The 19,008-nt window shown below is 63.6% G+C and carries 14 protein-coding genes; 5 read left to right on the top strand and 9 right to left on the bottom strand.

The annotated features are described in order from the left end of the window. Window positions 1–27 precede the first annotated feature (27 nt). Window positions 28–1,509 carry an MDR family MFS transporter gene (locus O7B34_RS07715; protein ID WP_337145518.1) on the top strand — a complete coding sequence of 494 codons (1,482 nt, stop codon included), beginning with the start codon at window positions 28–30 and terminating at the stop codon, window positions 1,507–1,509. On the opposite strand, the gene O7B34_RS07710 is transcribed toward O7B34_RS07715, so the two are convergent. The 3 genes from O7B34_RS07710 to O7B34_RS07700 all read right to left on the bottom strand — a co-directional run bounded on the left by O7B34_RS07710 (window position 1,510) and on the right by O7B34_RS07700 (window position 3,464). Further along, complete coding sequence (locus O7B34_RS07710) at window positions 1,510–2,541, bottom strand: NAD(P)/FAD-dependent oxidoreductase (protein WP_337145517.1); 1,032 nt, start codon at window positions 2,539–2,541, stop codon at window positions 1,510–1,512. Between the two features lie 89 nt (window positions 2,542–2,630). After that, window positions 2,631–2,951: a 2Fe-2S iron-sulfur cluster-binding protein gene (locus tag O7B34_RS07705; RefSeq protein ID WP_337140444.1), complete on the bottom strand. Its 321-nt coding sequence runs from the start codon at window positions 2,949–2,951 to the stop codon at window positions 2,631–2,633. A gap of 144 nt (window positions 2,952–3,095) precedes the next feature. Then, the gene (locus tag O7B34_RS07700) at window positions 3,096–3,464 is read right to left on the bottom strand and encodes an Hpt domain-containing protein (RefSeq protein WP_140503663.1); all 369 of its coding nucleotides are present in this window, start codon (window positions 3,462–3,464) and stop codon (window positions 3,096–3,098) included. 273 nt (window positions 3,465–3,737) lie between these two features. On the opposite strand from O7B34_RS07700, the gene O7B34_RS07695 reads away from it, so the two are divergent. Beyond that, the gene (locus tag O7B34_RS07695) at window positions 3,738–10,007 is read left to right on the top strand and encodes a kinesin (protein WP_337145516.1); all 6,270 of its coding nucleotides are present in this window, start codon (window positions 3,738–3,740) and stop codon (window positions 10,005–10,007) included. Between the two features lie 123 nt (window positions 10,008–10,130). Further along, entirely contained in the window at window positions 10,131–10,745 is a 615-nt protein-coding gene (locus O7B34_RS07690) for a 3'-5' exonuclease (RefSeq protein ID WP_337145515.1), read from the top strand. A 36-nt stretch (window positions 10,746–10,781) separates the two neighbouring features. On the opposite strand, the gene O7B34_RS07685 is transcribed toward O7B34_RS07690, so the two are convergent. From O7B34_RS07685 to O7B34_RS07670, 4 genes are read right to left on the bottom strand one after another with little or no spacing between them, the layout of a single operon-like run. Beyond that, the gene (locus O7B34_RS07685; protein ID WP_337145514.1) at window positions 10,782–11,432 is read right to left on the bottom strand and encodes an ABC-type transport auxiliary lipoprotein family protein; all 651 of its coding nucleotides are present in this window, start codon (window positions 11,430–11,432) and stop codon (window positions 10,782–10,784) included. A 37-nt stretch (window positions 11,433–11,469) separates the two neighbouring features. Further along, window positions 11,470–12,843, bottom strand: a complete 1,374-nt coding sequence (locus O7B34_RS07680) for an MlaD family protein (RefSeq protein WP_337145513.1) — start codon at window positions 12,841–12,843, stop codon at window positions 11,470–11,472. 14 nt (window positions 12,844–12,857) lie between these two features. Next, complete coding sequence (locus O7B34_RS07675) at window positions 12,858–13,667, bottom strand: ABC transporter ATP-binding protein (RefSeq protein WP_140503653.1); 810 nt, start codon at window positions 13,665–13,667, stop codon at window positions 12,858–12,860. 4 nt (window positions 13,668–13,671) lie between these two features. Beyond that, entirely contained in the window at window positions 13,672–14,859 is a 1,188-nt protein-coding gene (locus O7B34_RS07670) for an ABC transporter permease (RefSeq protein ID WP_337130390.1), read from the bottom strand. A 77-nt stretch (window positions 14,860–14,936) separates the two neighbouring features. Between O7B34_RS07670 and dgcA the strand changes: the two genes are divergently transcribed. Continuing rightward, window positions 14,937–15,920, top strand: coding sequence for an N-acetyl-D-Glu racemase DgcA (gene dgcA, locus O7B34_RS07665; protein ID WP_337145512.1), 984 nt, complete (start codon window positions 14,937–14,939; stop codon window positions 15,918–15,920). Here dgcA and O7B34_RS07660 read toward each other — a convergent pair. Both O7B34_RS07660 and O7B34_RS07655 read right to left on the bottom strand, forming a co-directional pair. Then, window positions 15,891–17,105 (bottom strand): MFS transporter, encoded by a 1,215-nt coding sequence (locus O7B34_RS07660; RefSeq protein WP_337145511.1) that lies wholly within the window; start codon window positions 17,103–17,105, stop codon window positions 15,891–15,893. The two genes, dgcA and O7B34_RS07660, sit on opposite strands and share 30 nt — an antisense overlap. A gap of 130 nt (window positions 17,106–17,235) precedes the next feature. Continuing rightward, window positions 17,236–18,018: a UDP-2,3-diacylglucosamine diphosphatase gene (locus O7B34_RS07655; RefSeq protein WP_337145640.1), complete on the bottom strand. Its 783-nt coding sequence runs from the start codon at window positions 18,016–18,018 to the stop codon at window positions 17,236–17,238. Between the two features lie 152 nt (window positions 18,019–18,170). Here O7B34_RS07655 and O7B34_RS07650 point away from each other — a divergent pair, with 152 nt between their 5' ends. After that, window positions 18,171–18,950 (top strand): SDR family oxidoreductase, encoded by a 780-nt coding sequence (locus O7B34_RS07650; RefSeq protein ID WP_337145510.1) that lies wholly within the window; start codon window positions 18,171–18,173, stop codon window positions 18,948–18,950. The last annotated feature ends 58 nt before the right edge of the window (window positions 18,951–19,008 follow it).

Below are 19,008 nucleotides of genomic sequence, written 5' to 3'. Positions count from 1 at the left end.
GCAGCGCAAAGCGCATGGACGAGAAGTATGGACCAGGCTGTCGACAAGCAGGCCGTGGCGGCGGCAAGCGCGCCGCTGAGCGAAAGCGAAAAGAACGCCATTATCGGCGGCGTCCTCCTGTCGATGCTGCTGGCAGCCCTCGACCAGACCATCGTCGCGCCCGCCATGCCGACCATCGGGCGCTCACTCGGCCATGCCGAATATCTGCCATGGATCGTCACCGGCTACCTGTTGACCGCGACCGCCGTGGCACCGCTCTACGGCAAGATTTCCGACGTCCATGGACGGCGGCCGACCGTCTATGCGGCAATCCTCATCTTTCTCGCCGGATCGCTGGTCAGCGCAATGGCCCCCAACATGTTCGTCCTTATCCTGGGGCGCGCGATCCAGGGGGCCGGTGGCGGCGGCCTTTTCGCGTTGACGCAGACCGTGGTCGGAGACCTTGTCCCGCCGCGCGAGCGGGCACGCTATGCGGCGTGGTTTTCCGGCACGTGGGCCGTTGCCAGCGTCGCCGGGCCGCTGCTGGGCGGCACTTTTGCTGAACATCTGCACTGGTCCCTCATCTTCTGGATCAACATCCCGCTGGGCATTGTTGCGATGGCGATCATCAACAAGCCGCTCAAGAAGCTGCCGATCGCGGCCAAGAATCACAGCATCGATGGTCTCGGCGCATTGCTGCTCATCGTCGCCACGGCGCTGTTGCTGCTGGCGCTGAACTGGGGCGGCAGCGCCTACCCCTGGTTTTCGCCGGAAGTCATTGGCGTCCTGGCGTGCTCCGCGCTTTTCTGGGGCGCCTTTGCCCTGCGGCTGACGCGGGCGGCCGAACCGCTCATTTCGCTCGAGGTGCTGGGCAACCCGATCGTCCTGGCCGGCACTCTGTCGATGTTCCTGCTCCAGGCCTCCAGCGTCGGCCTTGCCGTCTATCTGCCCGTCTATCTGCAATCGATACTTGGCCTGACGGCGAGCGAGTCGGGCATTGCAATGCTTGGCCTACTGCTTGGAACCGTGGGCGGCGCCGCTTCCAGCGGCCGCCTGATACCGCGCTTCACCCACTACAAGCGCATCGCCATGGTCGGCGTCATCTTCGCCACCCTATGCATGGGCCTGCTGGCCTTTGTCGCCGGCCATGCATCGCTGCTTGTCGTCGAGGTCCTGACCATCTGTATCGGGCTGGGAACCGGGACGACATTTCCGGTAACCACCGTCTCCGTGCAGAACGCCGTCGACCGAATGCATCTTGGCGTAGCGACTGGGGTGCTTACCTTTCTACGTTCGCTGGGCAGTGCATTGGGGGTCGCGATGCTCGGCGCCGTCGCTCTGGGCTTCGGATTGCCGCTGGCCGGTGAAGGCGTTGAGGTGGCGGGACATGTCGTATCGGCCGAACCCTTCGCGATGATCTTCCTCGTCGCGGCCGGCACTCTGGGACTGGGCCTCATCGCGCTGACCCTGATGCCCGAGAAAGAACTTCGAGGCCACGTCGACGATCCGGCGCCGATCCTGGCGGAATAATTAGCCCGAGACGCCGAGCTTCTTCTGCAGGCTGGTCGACGAAGTCGTATACTGGAACACGATGCGTTCGCCGGGGCTGATGACGCGCTTGGCGGCCTGCGCCATCAGCGCCACCTCGTGGAAACCCGACAGGATCAGCTTCAGCTTGCCCGGATACGAGTTGATGTCGCCCACCGCGAAAATGCCGGGCACCGATGTCTGGAACTTCTCGGTGTCGACCGGGATCAGGTTCTCGTGGAGATTGAGCCCCCATTCCGCGATCGGACCGAGCTTCATGGTCAGTCCGAAGAACGGCAACATGCGCGTACAAGGCACCTCGATGTCGCCATCCGGGCCGCCCTTGATCGTGGCCGATGCCAGCTGGCCATCGGCCCCGGTGAGCCCGGCCACCTGGCCGACCCTGAATTCCAGCTGCTTCATCTCCTGCATGGCGTACATCTTGTTGACGCTGTCGGGCGCCGCGCGAAACTCTGGCCGCCGATGAACGAGCGTCACGCTCTTTGCCACCGGCTGCAGGTTCAGCGTCCAGTCAAGCGCCGAATCGCCGCCGCCCACGATGACCAGGTCATGGCCGCGAAAATCCTCCATCCGGCGGACCGAATAGAAGACGCTCGCGCCTTCAAAGGCTTCGATGCCGGGAATTGGCGGGCGCTTCGGCTGGAATGAGCCGCCGCCGGCGGCAATCACCACCACCTTGGCCTCGAACACCTCGTTCTCGTCCGTGGTCACGCGAAAGCCGGCGTCGTCCAACTTTTCGAGACTGGAGACCATGCGGTTGTAGGTGAAGTCGGGCTTGAACGGCGCAACCTGCTCGAGCAGCTTGTCAACGAGCCCTTGCGCCGAGATCGAGGGCCAGCCGGGAATGTCGTAGATCGGCTTTTCCGGATAGAGTTCCGCGCATTGGCCGCCGGGCTTGTCGAGAATGTCGATCAGATGGCACTTCAGGTCCAACAGGCCGAGCTCGAACACGGCGAACAGGCCGACCGGCCCGGCCCCGACAATGAGGACGTCTGTGCTGATGATGCCGGTCATGATGCGCCTCGCTGCGAAAGTCCAGGCGAGACTGCATGACCGTTGGCCCGCTGCCAAGCGTCAGCGGGAAAAATCGCCGATGCTGGATTTCAGCCCTGACGTTCGGGAACCCGCACGATCAGGCCGTCGAGAGCGTCGCGCACCTTGATCTGGCACGACAGGCGCGAGTTCGGCTGGACCTCATAGGCGAAGTCCAGCATGTCTTCTTCCATCGTCTCGGGCTCGCCGACTTCGGCCGTCCATGCCTCGTCGACATAGACATGGCAGGTCGCACAGGCGCAGGCGCCGCCGCACTCCGCCTCGATGCCCGGCACGGCGTTGCGGATGGCGTTTTCCATGACCGTCGAACCGTTTTCGGCATCCACGTCGAAATGTGTGCCGTCATGGGCGATGAAGGTCAGCTTGGTCATTTGTCACCTGAAGGGAGTTTCGCCCGGGACGAAGGGAGGTTCGCCCGGGACGAAAGGGAATTTCGCCCGAGATAATCACTCCGGCAAACAAGTCAACTGCCGCGCGAAAGCGGCGCTCCGTGACGTTTTTGTCGCAAACCGGAATCAGCGACTGATGGCGGCTATGAAGTCGCGCACTTCATCGATCAGCCCGCCGAGCCGCTTGAGGGTCTGGACGTCCTCCGGCCGGTGCTCGATATCGGTGGCGCAGTCGGCGATGGCAAAGGCGCCCACGCCGCGGGCCGACCCTTTCAAGCCGTGAGCCAGCAGAAGCCGGTCCTTGATGTCGGCATCGACTATTTTGTCGCGCACCGATAATGCCTGCTGTACAAATAGCGCCAGCACCTCTTGCTCGAGGGCGCGGTCGCCCATCGTTTGCCGGGCAAGGTGTGCCAAATCGACCGGCCGGGACTGCCTCGTTCCCGATACGTCGCCCCCCGGCATTGAGAAGGCAATGCCGCTTTCGCCACGCATGAACTCGAACTCCATTTTCTTCGGCCGCCAGAAAACTAGGCGATTCCAGTGGACAACGGGTTAATGAATGGCCGGGAAAAATGTTGCGAAAGCGGCGCCCAAATCACGGTTGCGTTAACCTTATATTTAAAGTTTTACGTATCCCGCGGAATGCATGTTTTCTTTACCCCCCTGTGTCATTACGATACGAGGGTCCATTTTCAGCCTCCTGCGCGGGGGTAAGACAAACAGAATTATAAGCCCCCGCGGCAGCTAGTACAGGGTAGCGAAGGCATGGCGAAGAAACCAACGACGACCAGAAATCTCGACAGCGACGTAGCCAGGGAACTCGAAAAAGCACTCGATCTCGACTTGAGCGGCGATGCCGACAGCGGCGACCTCGATATCGCGGCTTCGATGGAAGATCTGGAAGCGCAGATATCCCAGGCCGCCGACGAGCTGGCACGCGAGGGACGCAATCAGCAGCCGGCGGCGCCCGTCGTCAATCAGGCTCAGGGCGCCAAGCCCGCGCCAATGGCCAAGCCGGCCGAACTTCGCCCGGTGGAGACGCGCAATGGTGGCCAGCCCGCCGGCTTCGCCCCAGCCAACGATGATCGCCAGAAAGATTACAAGACCCTTCTGCACAGCCTGAACAGGCGCGCCTCCAACACCATCTACTGGGTCATCGCCTTTGTCTCGCTCGCCTGGATCGCCGGCGCCGGCGGACTGGCCAACCTGCTTTTTGGACCGAGCATCTGGCGGATACGCACGCTGGACCAGTTCTTTGCCCGCCCCGAACTGATCGGCCTCGCCGTCGCGGCAATCGTGCCCGTCATCCTGTTCTGGGCCTTCGCGGCGATGATTCGCCGCGCCCAGGACATGCGCATCGCCGCGCAATCGATGACGGAAGTGGCCTTCCGTCTGACCGAGCCGGAAAACATGGCTCAGGATCGCGTCATGATGATCGGCCAGGCCGTCCGCCGCGAGGTGGCCGCAATGGGCGAAGGCATCGAACGCACCCTTGCCCGTGCCGTCGAACTGGAAACGCTGGTCCACAGCGAGGTCAACCAGATCGAGCGCTCCTATTCGGAAAACGAAACCCGGATCAGGTCGCTGGTCGACGGACTGGGCAGCGAACGCGAAGCGGTGGTCACCCATGCCGAACGCGTCCGCGCCTCGATCTCCGGCGCGCACGAGACGTTGCGCGATGAAATCGGCGCGGCAAGCGACATCATCCGCGACAGCATCCTCAATGCGTCGACCAAACTGTCGATGACGATCACCAATTCCGGCGACACGCTGATCGACCGCATCAACGAAAGCTCGATGTCGATCTTCGACTCCGTGGAGGGCCGCCTCGACAACATCACCGACCGGCTTTCGACCTCCGGTGAGGCTTTCGCCAGTCTGCTTGACACCCGTATCGCCAAGCTGACGGACACCACGGACGGCTTGACCCGTTCCTTGACCGACCTGCTCGACGACCGCACCACCGGCATGGTGTCGCTGCTCGGCGGCGCCGCACGCACCCTCAATTCCGAGTTCGAAGCCAGCCTCAACGGCATCGAGCGCACCTTGGCCGAACGCGGCCAGGCGCTGATCAGCGAGTTCCAGACCCGCGCAGAAGCGCTGGATACCGGCACCCAGAAGCTCAATGCCGCGCTTGAGGCCCGTGCCCGCCAGATCAACGAAACGCTGGTCGAGCGTGCGCGTGAAATCGCCCACACCTTCGCCGAGAGCAAGGACACGCTGTCGGCCATGATCGATCAGGGCAAGACCCAGATCGGCGCCGATATGGCCGACATCGTCACCTCGACCTCATCCATGCTCGAAGCGCGCGCCAGCGATTTCGCCGGCCGCATGGAGGCAGCCCGCCACGTCGTGTCGCGCTCCTTCGACGCCGACATCCAGCGGCTTGCCGATGCGCGCGTCGGTATCGAGGAAGCCGTCGAAAACCACAGCCGCAAGCTCTCCGAGAGCCGCGAGCGCATGGCGGCCGCCATGCAGGCGGACCTGGAGAAATTCGCCGAGGGCCGCGCCGGCATCGATGCCGCCGTGACCAACCAGGTGCAGAAGCTGGCTGAAGGCCGCGGCCTGATAGCGCGTGCGCTCGAAGAAGACCTGCGCAAGGTCAACGAATCGCGCGCCGCAATCGATGCGTCGCTCGGCAGTCATCTCGAACGATTGGAAGAAGGCCGCAACCGGCTCTCTCTGGCTCTCAACGAAGACTCTGGTAAATTGGTGCAAGCTCGCACGATCATTGATGAAATGGTCGCCGGACATGTCGGAAAGCTGGCCGAAGGCCGCAACATCCTGTCGCGCGCCCTGGAAGCTGATCTCGGCAAACTGTCCGACAGCCGCGCCGACATAGACGGCCTTGTCGCCGGCCAGGTCGAGAAGATCGCCGAGGGCCGCGCGGTACTCGCCAAGGCGCTGGAAAACGATATTGCCGGCATCAAGAACCTCATCGAGGCGCATTCGGCAAAACTGGCCGAAGACCGCTCGCAGCTCGGCCGTTCGCTCGAAAGCGACCTTTCGGGCATACGCGGCCTGATCGACAGCCATTCCGGGCGCCTGGCGGAAGACCGCGGCCTGCTGTCGCAAACGCTTGAAGCCGACCTCGCCAAGCTGGCCGAAAGCCGCTCCAGCATCGACGGGCTGGTCGCCGGCCAGGTCGAGAAGCTGGCCGAGGGCCGCGACATCCTCAAGCGTGCGCTGGAATCCGACCTCAACACGATCAAGAGCGTCATATCGAGCCAGTCGGACAAACTGGCCGAGGATCGCGGACAGCTCTCGCGCGTTCTGGAAGCCGATCTGCAGAATGTGAACAGCGTTATCGCCGATCACATGAACAGGCTGGTTCAGGATCGCTCGACCTTGTCGAAAGCGCTGGAGGACGATCTCGCCAAGCTGGCCGAAAGCCGCTCCAGCATCGACGGGCTGGTCGCCGGCCAGGTCGAGAAGCTGGCCGAAGGTCGCGACATCCTGCGCCGCGCATTGGAGGCCGACCTCAACACGGTCAGAAACACCGTTGCCGACCAGTCCCAGAAACTGGTCGACGATCGCTCCCAGTTCGCCCGTGCACTGGAGGCCGATCTCGAAACCGTCAACAGCCTTGTCAACAGCCATTCGGACCGGCTTGCCCAGGAGCGTTCGACACTGTCGAAGGCGCTTGAGGCCGACCTGCTGACCGTTAGCGGGCACGTCAACAATCACGCGGAACGGCTTGTCGAGGAGCGTTCGACCTTGTCGAAGGCGCTGGAGGACGATCTCGCCAAGCTGGCCGAGAGCCGATCCAGCATCGACGGTCTGGTCGCCGGCCAGGTCGAGAAGCTCGCTGAAGGCCGCGATGTCCTCAAGCGCGCGCTGGAGGCCGACCTTGCCAAGCTGGCCGAGAGCCGATCCAGCATCGACGGTCTGGTCGCCGGCCAGGTCGAGAAGCTCGCCGAGGGCCGCGACATTCTCAAGCGCGCTCTCGAAGCCGACCTGCAGAGGCTGGCCGAAAGCCGCGGCGATGTCGACGACATCATCGCTGGACATGTCGGCAAGTTGTCCGAAGGCCGCAATATGCTCAGCCGCGCGCTGGAAGACGATCTTGGCAAGCTCGCCGAGACCCGCAGGGACGTCGATCGCTCGCTGTCCGGCCACATCGACCAGATCGCGGCCAGGAGCACGGACATTTCCGCCGCGATTGCTGCCGATGTCGACAAGATCGAGCAGGCGTTCAGCCGCCAGACCGGCATCATCGAGGAACGCGCCGGCACCATGGAGCGCGCGCTGTCGACTGGTGTCGATAACGTCCGCAGCGTGCTCGAGAAGAGCGCGGTCTTCGTCGCCGGCGCCTTGCGCGAAAAGGTCCTCGAAGTCACCAGCACGCTGCACGAGCAGGCCGGTGCCGCCTTCAGTGACGCCGATCGCAAGATCGCCGAGCGCGCCGAACAGACGTCCGCCGCCCTGCTGGCACGGGCCGAAGACATCGCCCGCACCTTCGAGGAGGCCGACCGTCGCCTGCACGCCCGTGCGGAAGATACGTCGAACGCCTTGCTCGCCCGCGCCGACGACACCTCCAGCTCGCTGCTGGCCCGCGCCCATGAAACCGCCGACCAGCTCGCCGCCCGCGCTGGCGAGATCGCCGGGACCTTCGACATGGCGGACCAGAAGCTCGCCGCCCGTGCCCAGGAGACCGCCGATCAGCTGGCCGCCCGCGCAAGCGAGATTGCCGGCACATTCGACGCGGCCGACCAGAAGCTCGTCGCCCGGGCCGTGGAGACGGCGCAGTCGCTGGCCGCCCGCGCCGGCGACATCCTGCGCAACTTCGAAAGCGCCGACCAGCGGCTCGGCATGCGCATCGGCGAATCCGCCGAGGCGCTCGCCGCCCGCGCGTCGGACCTCGGCCGCATCTTCGACGCCGCCGACCAGCATTTGGTCTCGCGCATCGCCGAGGGTTCGGGCGCGCTGTCCAGCCGGGCATCCGAAATCGCCCGCATCTTCGACGACGCCGACCAGCGCCTGGTTTCGCGCATCGCCGACAGCACCTCGACGATCGGCGAGCATGCGCAGACCATCGTCGGCGCCTTCGCAAGCACCGAACAGCGGGTCGCCGATCGCGCGCGCCAGACCGGCCAGGAACTTGCCGTGCATGCCCGCGAAATCGAGCAGGCGCTTGCCGGTGCCGACGAGCGTCTCGCGTCGAGCGCGGCGGCCGCCGCCGCCCGTGTCGAAGAGCAGATCGCCGGCGTCGAAAACCGGCTCGCCAACACTGCCGAGACGATGGGCCAGAGGCTCAACGAGCAGGTATCGACCGCCGAGGCGCAACTCGTATCGCGTGCCAACGTGATCGCGGAGACCTTCACCGCGGTCGGCCAGCATATCGGCCAGAGCACCAACGACGCCGCCAAGACGATCGGTGCCAACACCCGCGAGCTCAACACCATGCTCGCGGCGCGGTCCGCCGAGATGTCGAAGATCCTCGACGAAACCGCGCGGCCTTTGGTCGAGCGCTTCGCCCAAGGCGGCTCGGAACTGCAAAAGAGCATGGAGGAGGTCACCGAACGCGCGACCGAGAAGCTGCGTAGCGAGAATGCGACCCTGGTCAATGCGCTCGCCAACCGTACCGCCGAAACCTTGTCGGCGGTCGAAGGCGCCCGTTCTTCGCTGTCCGACAGTGTCGCCGATCTCATCGGCCGCATGACCAAATCCAGCTCGCAGCTCGGTCAGCTGATCGAGCAGGCCGCGGTCAATCTCGGCGAGGTCGACCAACGCCTGACCGGCAGCACGCAAAGCTTCGCTGCGACCACCGAAAAGGCGGCACAGACCTTTGCCAGCTCGGCGCGTCTGGTCGATTCGAACACGACAAGACTGACGGAACTGTCGTCGTCGACCTTGCGCGAAGTCGCCTCGATCGCCACCAAGTTCGACGAACACAGCCGTCTGCTCGCCGGCGCTTCCGACCTCCTGAGCTCGGCCCAGAGCAACCTCGAACACACGCTGGAAAGACAGTCGTCGCTCGAGGATCTCGCCGTCGGCCTGGTCAAGAAGTCGGAAGATCTCGAAAGGGTCATGCGTTCTTTCGAAAACCTCGTGGGCCAGACGCTGCAGAACGCCGAAGGCAAGACGCTGGAATCGGCCGACAAGATCCGCAACGCCATCACCGATGTCGTCGAGTCGGCAACCAAGCGCTTCGCCGATGCGACCGAGGAAATGCGGCGCACGGCGGGCTCGATCAAGAGCGAACTCGACCTCACCCGCGCCGAGCTCAAGAAAGGCGTCATCGAGATGCCGGAAGAGGCCAAGGAATCGACCTCGGCCATCCGCCGCGCCGTTTCCGAGCAGATCAACGCCTTGAAGGAGCTTTCGGATATCGTTGCGAAATCCGGTCGTGGTGGCGACTCCTCGGAACCACGCCCTTTGCGCGCGCCGCAGGCACCAGCCCCACGCGCCGCCGAGCCGCCCCGTCGTGCCCCGGCACAGCCGCAGGCGGATCTGCGCCCGCCACAGGCACCGCTGGGTGGCGCGGGACTGCGTGGCACGCTCGATCTGGAGCGTCCGGCGGAGGCGGCACCGCGCCCGCGTGCCGCCGACGCCACTGCCCGCGCGCCGCAAGGCGGTTGGGTGCGCGATCTGCTGACCGCCGCGTCGAACGATGCCGAGCTCAGGCCGGCGGCCCCCCAGGCGCCCGCGGAAGCACCGCGCCCGGCCCCGGCCCAGCGTTCGCCGCTGCATGTCGTGGAATCGCTGAACTCGCTGTCCGTCGATATCGCCCGGGCTATCGACCACGATGCCTCGATCGAGCTATGGAACCGCTATCGGCGTGGCGAGCGTGACGTGTTCACGCGCAGGCTTTACACGCTGAAAGGCCAGCAGACGTTCGACGAAATCCGCCGCAAATACCAGGCGGAGGCCGAATTCCGCGCCGCCGTCGACCGCTATTGCGACGATTTCGAGAAGCTGCTCAAGGATGTCTCGCGCAACGACCGCGACAACATCATGGCGCAGACCTATCTCACGTCGGACACCGGCAAGGTCTACACCATGCTGGCCCATGCCAGCGGCCGCCTGCACTAAGCGGTCGACAAGCCGAAACGAAAAAGGCGGGGAACTCTCGCCTTTTTCCTTGAAGGGACTGACGTCGCCATGCGGAAGACGCATCCGGGTTTTATCTCGTTTTCCGGAACCGGATCCTGAGTTGTGAAGACGGCAATCATCTTCGACTGCGAGTTTCTCTGCCTTGAGGGCTCGCAACGCAGATTCTGGTGCGCGGCCGATGACCCCGATCCGGTCATTGCCCAGATCGGCGCGGCAAGGCTCGGCCTCGAAGGCGACTTCCCCGTGCTGGGCACGCACAACGCCTATATCAGGCCGATCGACCGATTTGGCGAGAGATACGGGCTCGATCCGTTCTTCACCCGACTGACCGGCATCACAGAAGAAATCATCGAGGCCGAGGGCGTTGCGCTGGAAGATGCCCTTGCAGGCGTCGATCGTTTCTCAGATGGGGCTCGGTTCTGGTCCTGGGGCAAGGACGAACTGAACATGATCGCCATCAGTTGCTACGTCGCGGGCATCAAGCCGCCCATCCCGGCCACCCGGTTCGATAACGCCGTCAAGCTGCTGATCGCGGCCGGCATGCCGATCGAGGATTTGGCAAGGACGCCGAGCAACAAGCTTGCGGATTACTACGGCGTCGAACACCCGCCATTGCAGGGGCACGACGCGCTGGACGACGCGCTGTCCGTGACCTACACCCTGCAGCACCTGATGAAGACTGGAAAGCTGCGGCCGGACGCCTTCGAACATCGGTAGCCCGAAAGAGCTCGGTTGGATCCCTACGCCGGGCGTTCAGATCACCGAATCGGTCCAGCGGACGATCTGCTTGGCCGCATCGCCGAAGGCTGCGTCGAGAGCGCGGACATAGGCGGGGTTGCCGCTGCCCGATACGGGCGCGGATGCGGTGAAGCTCTTGGAAGCCTTCACTTCGCCGTTGCGATCGTTGAGCAAGCGCACGAACAGGTCGACCTCGGCATGTTCGCCGCCATCGACGCGCACCTCGAAGGACCGAACCTCGACGATCACCTGATAGTCGATCGCCAGCCCCTCGCCCGGTTTTCCCACCCCGGCAAAGCTGCCCGAGCGCTGGAACGTCTCGGCCAACCGCGCCTGCACGACCAGCGGCAGGCGGTCAGCCCATTGCGCACCCTTCAGATATTGGATCGAGCGGTCGGAGGGTTTGATGACGATGTTCTGGCTGTCCAGCGCCTTCAGCGCAGAGGGCTGGGCGATCAGAATCTGCCGGCGGCTATGGCCATGCACGTCGACCATTGGCGCCGACAGTTCGAACGTGTCGAGCGGTGCCGGCTTGCCGCCCAGCACCGCACAACCGGCAACCGTCAGGACAAGCAGCGCCGCGGCTGATTTCAACCCGCCCGTTCCAAGCCTACTCAACGTCACGCGTGATCCCCGTTGTCCCCGGATCGTAAGATCAACCCGCATTCACGAGCTATGTTCTTGCTGCGGGCCGGCGCCGAAGTCAACGCCGCGCCCTGCCGTCGAACTGCCGAACCTCGCCTTCGCCACCCGAAAGGATGCGCTGCGGATTGCGGCTGAGATCCGTCACCGCCTCCTCGATGCGGTTGATCGAGCGACGGCTGTCCTGCACCAGCGCCTCGACATTCTGCAGCCCCTGGCCGGAGAAGCGCGCCAGATTGTCGGTAATGACCCCAAGGCGGGCGTTCAGTGTATCGGCGACCTGCTTGAAGGATTTCAGCGTATCCCTTGCGTCGGCCATCACGCCGTCGGCCTGGCCCGAGCCGAGCAGCTTGTCGACCTTGGCGAGGATACCGTCGACCCGCACCGAGGCGTCGTTAAGCCGTTGCGCCAGGTGCCTGGCGCTCTTGATTGTCTGGTCGATGTCGTCAGCCCGATTGGCTATCTTGCCGGTCACCTCCGCGATGTCGGCCGCCGCCTTGTTGGCGCTGTCGCTGGCCTTCTGGATGTTGGCCAGCGCTTGGCGCACTTGTGCCGGGTCGATGCCGTCGAGCACGCCATCGACCTTGGCCAACGTGCCTTGCGTCTGCTTGGCGAAGTCGTTGACCGATCCCACCGCCGTATCGACGTTCTTGATCACGCCGTCGAGCTGCCGCGAGGTTTCCTTGAGGTTGCCTGTCACCGTATCGACGTTGGAAACGATGCTCTTGATCTTGTCCTTATCGACGGCATTGAGCAGGCCTTCCGCCGCCTTCAGCGTGCCGTCGAGCTTTCCTGAAACGCCTTTCAGCTCGTCGGACAGCGCGCTGACGGCGGACAGGAATTTGTCGATGCCCTCGGAATTCCTGGCCAGTGCATCGGAAAATGTCTGCACGTTGTGCACGGTCTGCGTCAGCGGCCCGCGAACATCCTTGGTGAAGCCTTCCAGCTCCGTCAGCACCTTGTCGGCGCGGGTGAAGATGTTCTGCGCCGTCTGCAGCAGGTTGGTCACGGCCGAAGGGTTGGCGACGATCTCGGCGACCTTGCCTTCCTTTTCGGCCTGGTCGAGCAGCTTCACTTCCTTGGGGTCGGCGCCCTTGAGCTCGATATTGGCCTGCCCGGTGAGGCCGGCGAGGCCGATATCGGCCTGCGTCGACTTGGTGATCGGCGTCATCCGGTCGATCTCGGTGTCGGCGATGGCGACAGTTGGATTGTCGACGTCGATATAGACGCGCTTGACGTCGCCAACCTTGACGCCGTTGAACAGCACGAAGCTGCCGCGGCCGAGACCGGAAGCCGAGCCCGGAATGCGCACCCGCAGCAGCGTCGTCTCGCCCCTGTCGCCGATCGCGGCCGTCCAATAGACGAAGCCGAAAGCCGCCAGGATCGCAACCAGCGTGAAAATGCCGACAATGACGTAGTTGGCTCTGGTTTCCATTGCTTCACTTATGGCTATGCACGTGCGGCAAGATCAAGTTGCCGGGCGCGTTTTCCGCGGAAATAGGATTTCACCCACGGTTCCTCGCTCTTCAGCATGTCGTCGATACTGCCTTCGACCAGCACCTTTTTCTTGCCGAGCACCGCCACGTGGTCGCATGCGGTAAACAGCGTGTCGAGATCGTGGGTCACCATGTAAACGGTCAGATCCATGGTGTCGCGCAGCTTGACGACGAGCTCGTCGAACTCGGCCGCGCTGATCGGATCGAGGCCCGACGTCGGCTCGTCGAGAAAGACGATGTCCGGATCAAGCGCCAGCGCCCTGGCAAGCGCGGCACGCTTGATCATGCCGCCGGAGAGCTCGGAGGGAAATTTCTGCGCCGCGTCCGGCGGCAGGCCGACCAGCTCGATCTTCAGCAGCGCCAGCTCGTCCATCAGCTTCCTGGGCAGGTCGAGATATTCGCGCATCGGCACCTGCACGTTCTCCATCACGGTCAGCGCCGAAAACAGCGCACCATGCTGGAACAGCACGCCAAGACGCATGTCGATGCGTAGCCGCTCGATATCGCTCGCCTTGTCGACGTCGACGCCGAACAGTTTGATTGTTCCCGACTGCTTGGGCATCAGCCCGAGAATGGTGCGCAACAGCACGGACTTGCCGGCGCCCGACGCTCCGACGAACCCCAGTATCTCGCCGCGCGTGATGTCGAGCGACAGCTTGTCGAGGATCAGCTTGTCGTCAATGGCAACGGTGACGTCGTGCACCGAGAGGACGATTTCACTGTCGTCCTCGCCCTTCACCTCTATCCCGTTGCCCTTCGCCATCTTGTCAGAACTCGATCGCTGCGTAGAACATGGCGAAAAGCCCGTCGAGGATGATGACGACGAAGATCGACTTCACCACCGAAGCGGTCACGTGCTGGCCGAGCGATTCGGCACTGCCGCCGACCTTCATGCCCTCGACGGAGGCGATCGTGCCGATGATCATGGCCATGAAAGGCGCCTTGATCAGCCCGGCGAAAATCGTGCTGAGATCGATTGCGACACGCAACCGGTCGATGAAGGCAGCGGGTGGGATATCGGAGTAAAGCCAGGCAGCGACAATGCCGCCGCCGAGTGCGGCGAAATTGGCGATGATCGTCAGGCAGGGCAAGGCGATCACCAGCGCCACAAGGCGCGGAAAGACGAGGACGCCGATCGGATTGAGGCCGATGACCTTCAGCGCGTCGACCTCCTCGCGCATCTTCATCGAGCCGATTTCGGCGGTGATCGCGCTGCCGGAGCGGCCGGCGATCATGATTGCCGTCATCAGCACGCCGAGTTCGCGCAGGATCAGCACGCCGACGAGATCGACGACGAAGATATCGGCGCCGAAATAGCTGAGCTGATAAGCCCCCTGCTGGGCAACGATGGCGCCGACGATCGCCGACATCAGCACCACCACGGGGATTGCGCCGACGCCCATGCGATCGATCTGGTTGAAGATGGCCGCCGGATTGACGGCATGGCCGCGGCCGAGCTTCATCTGCGCGCCGCGGATGGTGGCGCCCAATATATTCATCGAAGCGAGGAAATCGTCGCGCATCTCGTAGACGCGCCGGCCAACCGCCTCCAGTGCCCGAATGACAATGTTGGGCGGCCGCGCCGGTCCGGATTCGGGTTCGCGCCGGACAGCTTCGCCGACCGCGTCGAGCAGGATGGAGGCGATCTCGCTTTGGCCTTGCAGCCGGACCTCGACGTTCTTCTTCTCGAAGGCGCTGACCAGCCGGTCAATCAGCCAGGCGCCGGCGGTATCGATCTTCTCGATTTTTGAAAGATCAAGCGCCAGGGTCTTGAAACCGCTTCGTTTCTCGATTTTGCGCATGTCGGCGTCGATCAGCGCCACGGTGCGTGTCGTCCAGATTCCGGAGAATGCGCAGCCGAGAACGCCATCTTCCTCGCCGACCGCCACGCGCGGGTCGTGGTCCCCCCCCGAGGCGGTCGTGCCGCTTGCGTCGCGCTTGCCTATGGTCAACATGGCGTCCTGTTTAGCCTGATGGGTCCGACCTTGTCGATTTGCCGACAACCCTTCTCGCATAGCCGGAGCAGAAAAATATGGCGCGTGTCATTTCGGTCGAGGCCGAGCGGTTTCCGATCGCCGGAACCTTCACCATTTCGCGCGGCTCCAAGACCGAGGCCGAGGTCATCACCTGCACGATCAGCCAGGGCGGTCATAGCGGGCGCGGCGAATGTGTTCCTTATAAGCGCTATGGCGAGACCATGGAGGGTGTTCGCGATGCGATCGAGGCGATGCGCGACCGGATCGCCGGCGGGATGGACCGCACCGCCCTGCTCGACGCAATGCCGGCGGGGGCGGGGCGTAACGCCATAGACTGTGCCCTTTGGGACCTTGAAGCCAAGATCAGCGGCAATCCGGTGGCGAACGCAATCTGGCCGGCCCCGTTGCATCAGCTCGAAACCGCCTACACGCTGTCGCTCGGCGAACCGGAAGCGATGGCGGCACAGGCTCGCGCCAATGCCGGCAGGCCGCTGCTCAAGGTCAAGATCGGCGGGGACAACGACATCGCCCGCATCCGGGCGGTGAGACAGGCAGCACCCAAGAGCCGACTGATCCTTGATGCCAATGAAGGTTGGACCGACGACAACATTGTCGCGAACTTCGCCTTTGCCGCCGAACAGGACATCGCCCTGATCGAACAGCCGCTGCCGGCGGGCCGGGACGGCATCCTGCGCCACATCGCGCATCCGGTGCCGGTCTGCGCCGACGAAAGCGTTCATGAAGCGGGGAATCTCGAAGCGCTTGTCGGTCTCTACGACGCCGTCAACATCAAGCTAGACAAGTCCGGCGGGCTGACGGCGGCGCTCACCTTGCGCGACCGCGCCCGTGAACTGGGCTTTGGCGTCATGGTCGGCTGCATGGTCGGCACGTCGCTGGCAATGGCGCCGGCTGTGCTGCTCGCGCAAGGAGCCGATTTCGTCGACCTTGACGGGCCGCTGCTGCTTGCCCGGGACCGTGTGCCGGGTCTCGTTTACCAGGGATCGCTCGTCTCACCGCCGGACCGGGCGCTGTGGGGCTGAGCGCGCGGCTAGCCCGATCAGCACGAGGCCAATGATCGCGATCGGAATCATCGCAAGGAACCCGTCGACGCCCAGACGGTCATAGAGCGGACCGGACGCAAGCGTGACGGCGGCCATGAAGAAACCGTTGAAGAAATAGGCGATGCCTTGCGCGGCACCCGTGCGCTCTTCGGAAACGGTCTCGGCGATCATCTTCTGCAGGCCGATCAGCACCATCGCGACAGACACCGAATGCAGCGACTGCACGGCGAAGAAGCCGCCGACGCCAAGGCCGAGCGGCCACACCAGTGGAAAGACGATCCAACGCACGATCGAACCGATGCCGGCAATGAGCATTACCCGGACGACGGATACGGAGGCGAAAATGCGATTGAACAACAAAAACATGCAGACTTCGGAGATGACGCCCCAAGCCCACAGCAGGCCGACGACGGAATCGCTGATGCCGATCGATTTCCAGTAGATCGAGACGAAGCCGTAAAGGAAGGCATGGCTGGCGGTGATGATGCCGACGCCAAGCGTGAAATAGAGGAAATAAGCATTAAATAGCCCCGGCGCCGCGTGCTGGATTTCCGCCGCCGACAGTGGCGAAGCTTTGCGCGGCCGCCCCATGCGCGGCGCCAGCAGGCCTGCGGCGAGTGCCGCGCCAAGGGCAAGGAATATGATCACCGGAACGGCTTGAGGGCCGCTGGCCGCCAGAATGAAGCCGCCCGCGACATTGGCCAGGAGATAGCAGACCGACCCCCATTTACGCATGCTCGCATAATTGGAACCGAAGCGGCGCACGCCCGAAAGCGCGAGCGAATCGGCGATCGGCGAATGCGGCGTCCAGACAATGGTCAGCAACAACGACACCGCCAGCACCGTCGCGTAGGTCGGTGTCAGGAAGTACCCCGCGGAGAGCAGCAGCGAGGCCGCGACCAGTACGACATAGACGTCGGCGCGGTCCCTGGCTCGATCGGCAAGTGTCGTCAGCAGCGGCGTCGTCAGCACGCGCAGGAACATCGGCGCTGCCAGGATGACGGCGATCTGTTCGGCGTGAAATCCCTTGGCCTGCAACCAAAGTGGGAAATAGGGCAAATGGGTGCCAAGCGATATGAACAGCGTGCCGAAGATCAGGCTCATGCGCAGCTCAAAACGGCTCGGCTTCACGAGTTGTTCGGGCGAAAGCGGCGGCAGCAGCATGAATCGATCCAATGACGCTGCGCCCAACGACCGGCGAGCAGCGAGAACCGATCCTTAACATGAGGAAAAACCGGGCGAAACCGGCTGGACCAGCCGATTAACACCAGAAAGTGCAGGTCCGGCTTCCGCCTCAGGCGGCCTGCACCACCCTGTCCTCGATGAGCATCGGGATGAAGGGTTCGTCAGGCGCTTCAGGCAGGATATGCGCCCAGGTCAGGATTTCCATGCGGCCGTCGAAATGCTCGACCACGGCGGTGCAACTCTCCACCCAGTCACCGGTGTTGATATACTGCACGTCGCCACAGCTTTCGATGGCGGCATGGTGGATGTGCCCGCAGATGACGCCGTCGACATGCGAGCGTCGCGCTTCCTCGCTGAGCACCGTCTGGAACGAGCCGATGAAGTTCACCGCCTTCTTGACCTTGACCTTGGCCCAGGACGAAAACGACCAGTAAGGCAGGCCGAGCAGTTGGCGCAACCGCGTGATCACCCGGTTAACCTGCATGGCGGCGTCATAGGCATGGTCGCCGAGATAGGCGAGCCAACGCTGGTTGTGGACGACGGTATCGAACTGGTCGCCATGGATGACCAGCAGCCGCCGGCCATCGGCGGTTTCGTGGATGGCGCGGTCGGCAACGACGATGCCGCCGAAATGCACGCCCTGGAACTGGCGGGCGAATTCGTCGTGATTGCCGGCGATATAGGTGATCGAGGCGCCCTTGCGCGCCTTACGCAGCAGTTTCTGCACGACGTCATTGTGGCTTTGCGGCCAGTGCCAGCTGCGCCTCAGGCGCCAGCCGTCGACGATATCGCCGACCAGATAGATGATGTCGGCATCGTGGTAGCGAAGGAAATCGATCAGGAAATCGGCCTTCGCCGCCTTCGACCCGAGATGGACGTCGGAAATGAACATGCTGCGGAAAGTGCGGGGCTCTTGGCCTGGCATCGCGGATTCACCCTTGCTTTCGAGCAGCCTATGCCCCGATTCATGCAACAACCGTATGACGGTTGCGATTGGTCCAGCGCTGGCGCTAGCCTGCCGGGCAAATCAAGGAGAAAATCATCATGGATCTCGGTATCCGCGGAAAGAAGGCCATCATCTGCGCTTCGAGCAAGGGGCTTGGTCGTGGCTGCGCCATGGCGCTGGCCGAGGCAGGCTGCGACATCGTCGTCAATGGGCGCAATGCGGAGCTGGTCGCCAAAACCGCCGCGGAGCTGCGCCAGCGCCATGGCGTGACGGTGACGGAGGTCGTCGGCGACGTTTCGAAGCCGGAGGTACAGAAAGCGTTGCTCGCCGCCTGTCCGGAACCCGACATCCTCGTCAACAACAATGGCGGGCCGCCGCTTCGCGATTTCCGCGAACTCGATCGTGGAAAGATCCTCGAAGGCGTTACCCAGAACATGGTGACACCGATCGAACTGGTGCAGGCGGTCATCGACGGCATGGCGGCGCGCGGCTTCGGGCGCATCGTCAACATCACCTCGCTGTCGGTCTATGTCCCCATCCCCGGCCTTGACTTGTCATCTGGTGCGCGCGCCGGCCTGACGTCGTTTCTCGCCGGCGTGGCGCGCACAGTGATCGAGCGCAACGTGACTATCAACAGCCTGCTGCCGGGCAAGCTCGATACCGACCGGCTGCGCGGCCCGCATGAGGCCGGCACGCCAGAGGATCCCAAGGCAGCCGCGGCGCGCAAGACCCGCATCAGTGCCGACGTACCGGCCAAGCGGCTCGGCACTCCGGAGGAATTCGGCCAGATCTGCGCCTTCCTGTGCTCTGTCCACGCCGGCTATCTGACCGGGCAGAACATACCCGTCGACGGCGGTCTCTACGTCAGCGCCTTTTGACCCGCGAAGCAGGGCAACCTGATTTCGCATGAAACAACCGTAACCAACTGATAATTAT

The organism is Mesorhizobium sp. Cs1299R1N3 (assembly GCF_037179625.1).
In the GTDB taxonomy this organism is placed as follows: Bacteria; Pseudomonadota; Alphaproteobacteria; order Rhizobiales; family Rhizobiaceae; genus Mesorhizobium; species Mesorhizobium salmacidum.
The sequence above is the reverse complement of the archived record's forward strand: the minus strand, read 5'-3'. Positions and strand labels throughout refer to the sequence as shown.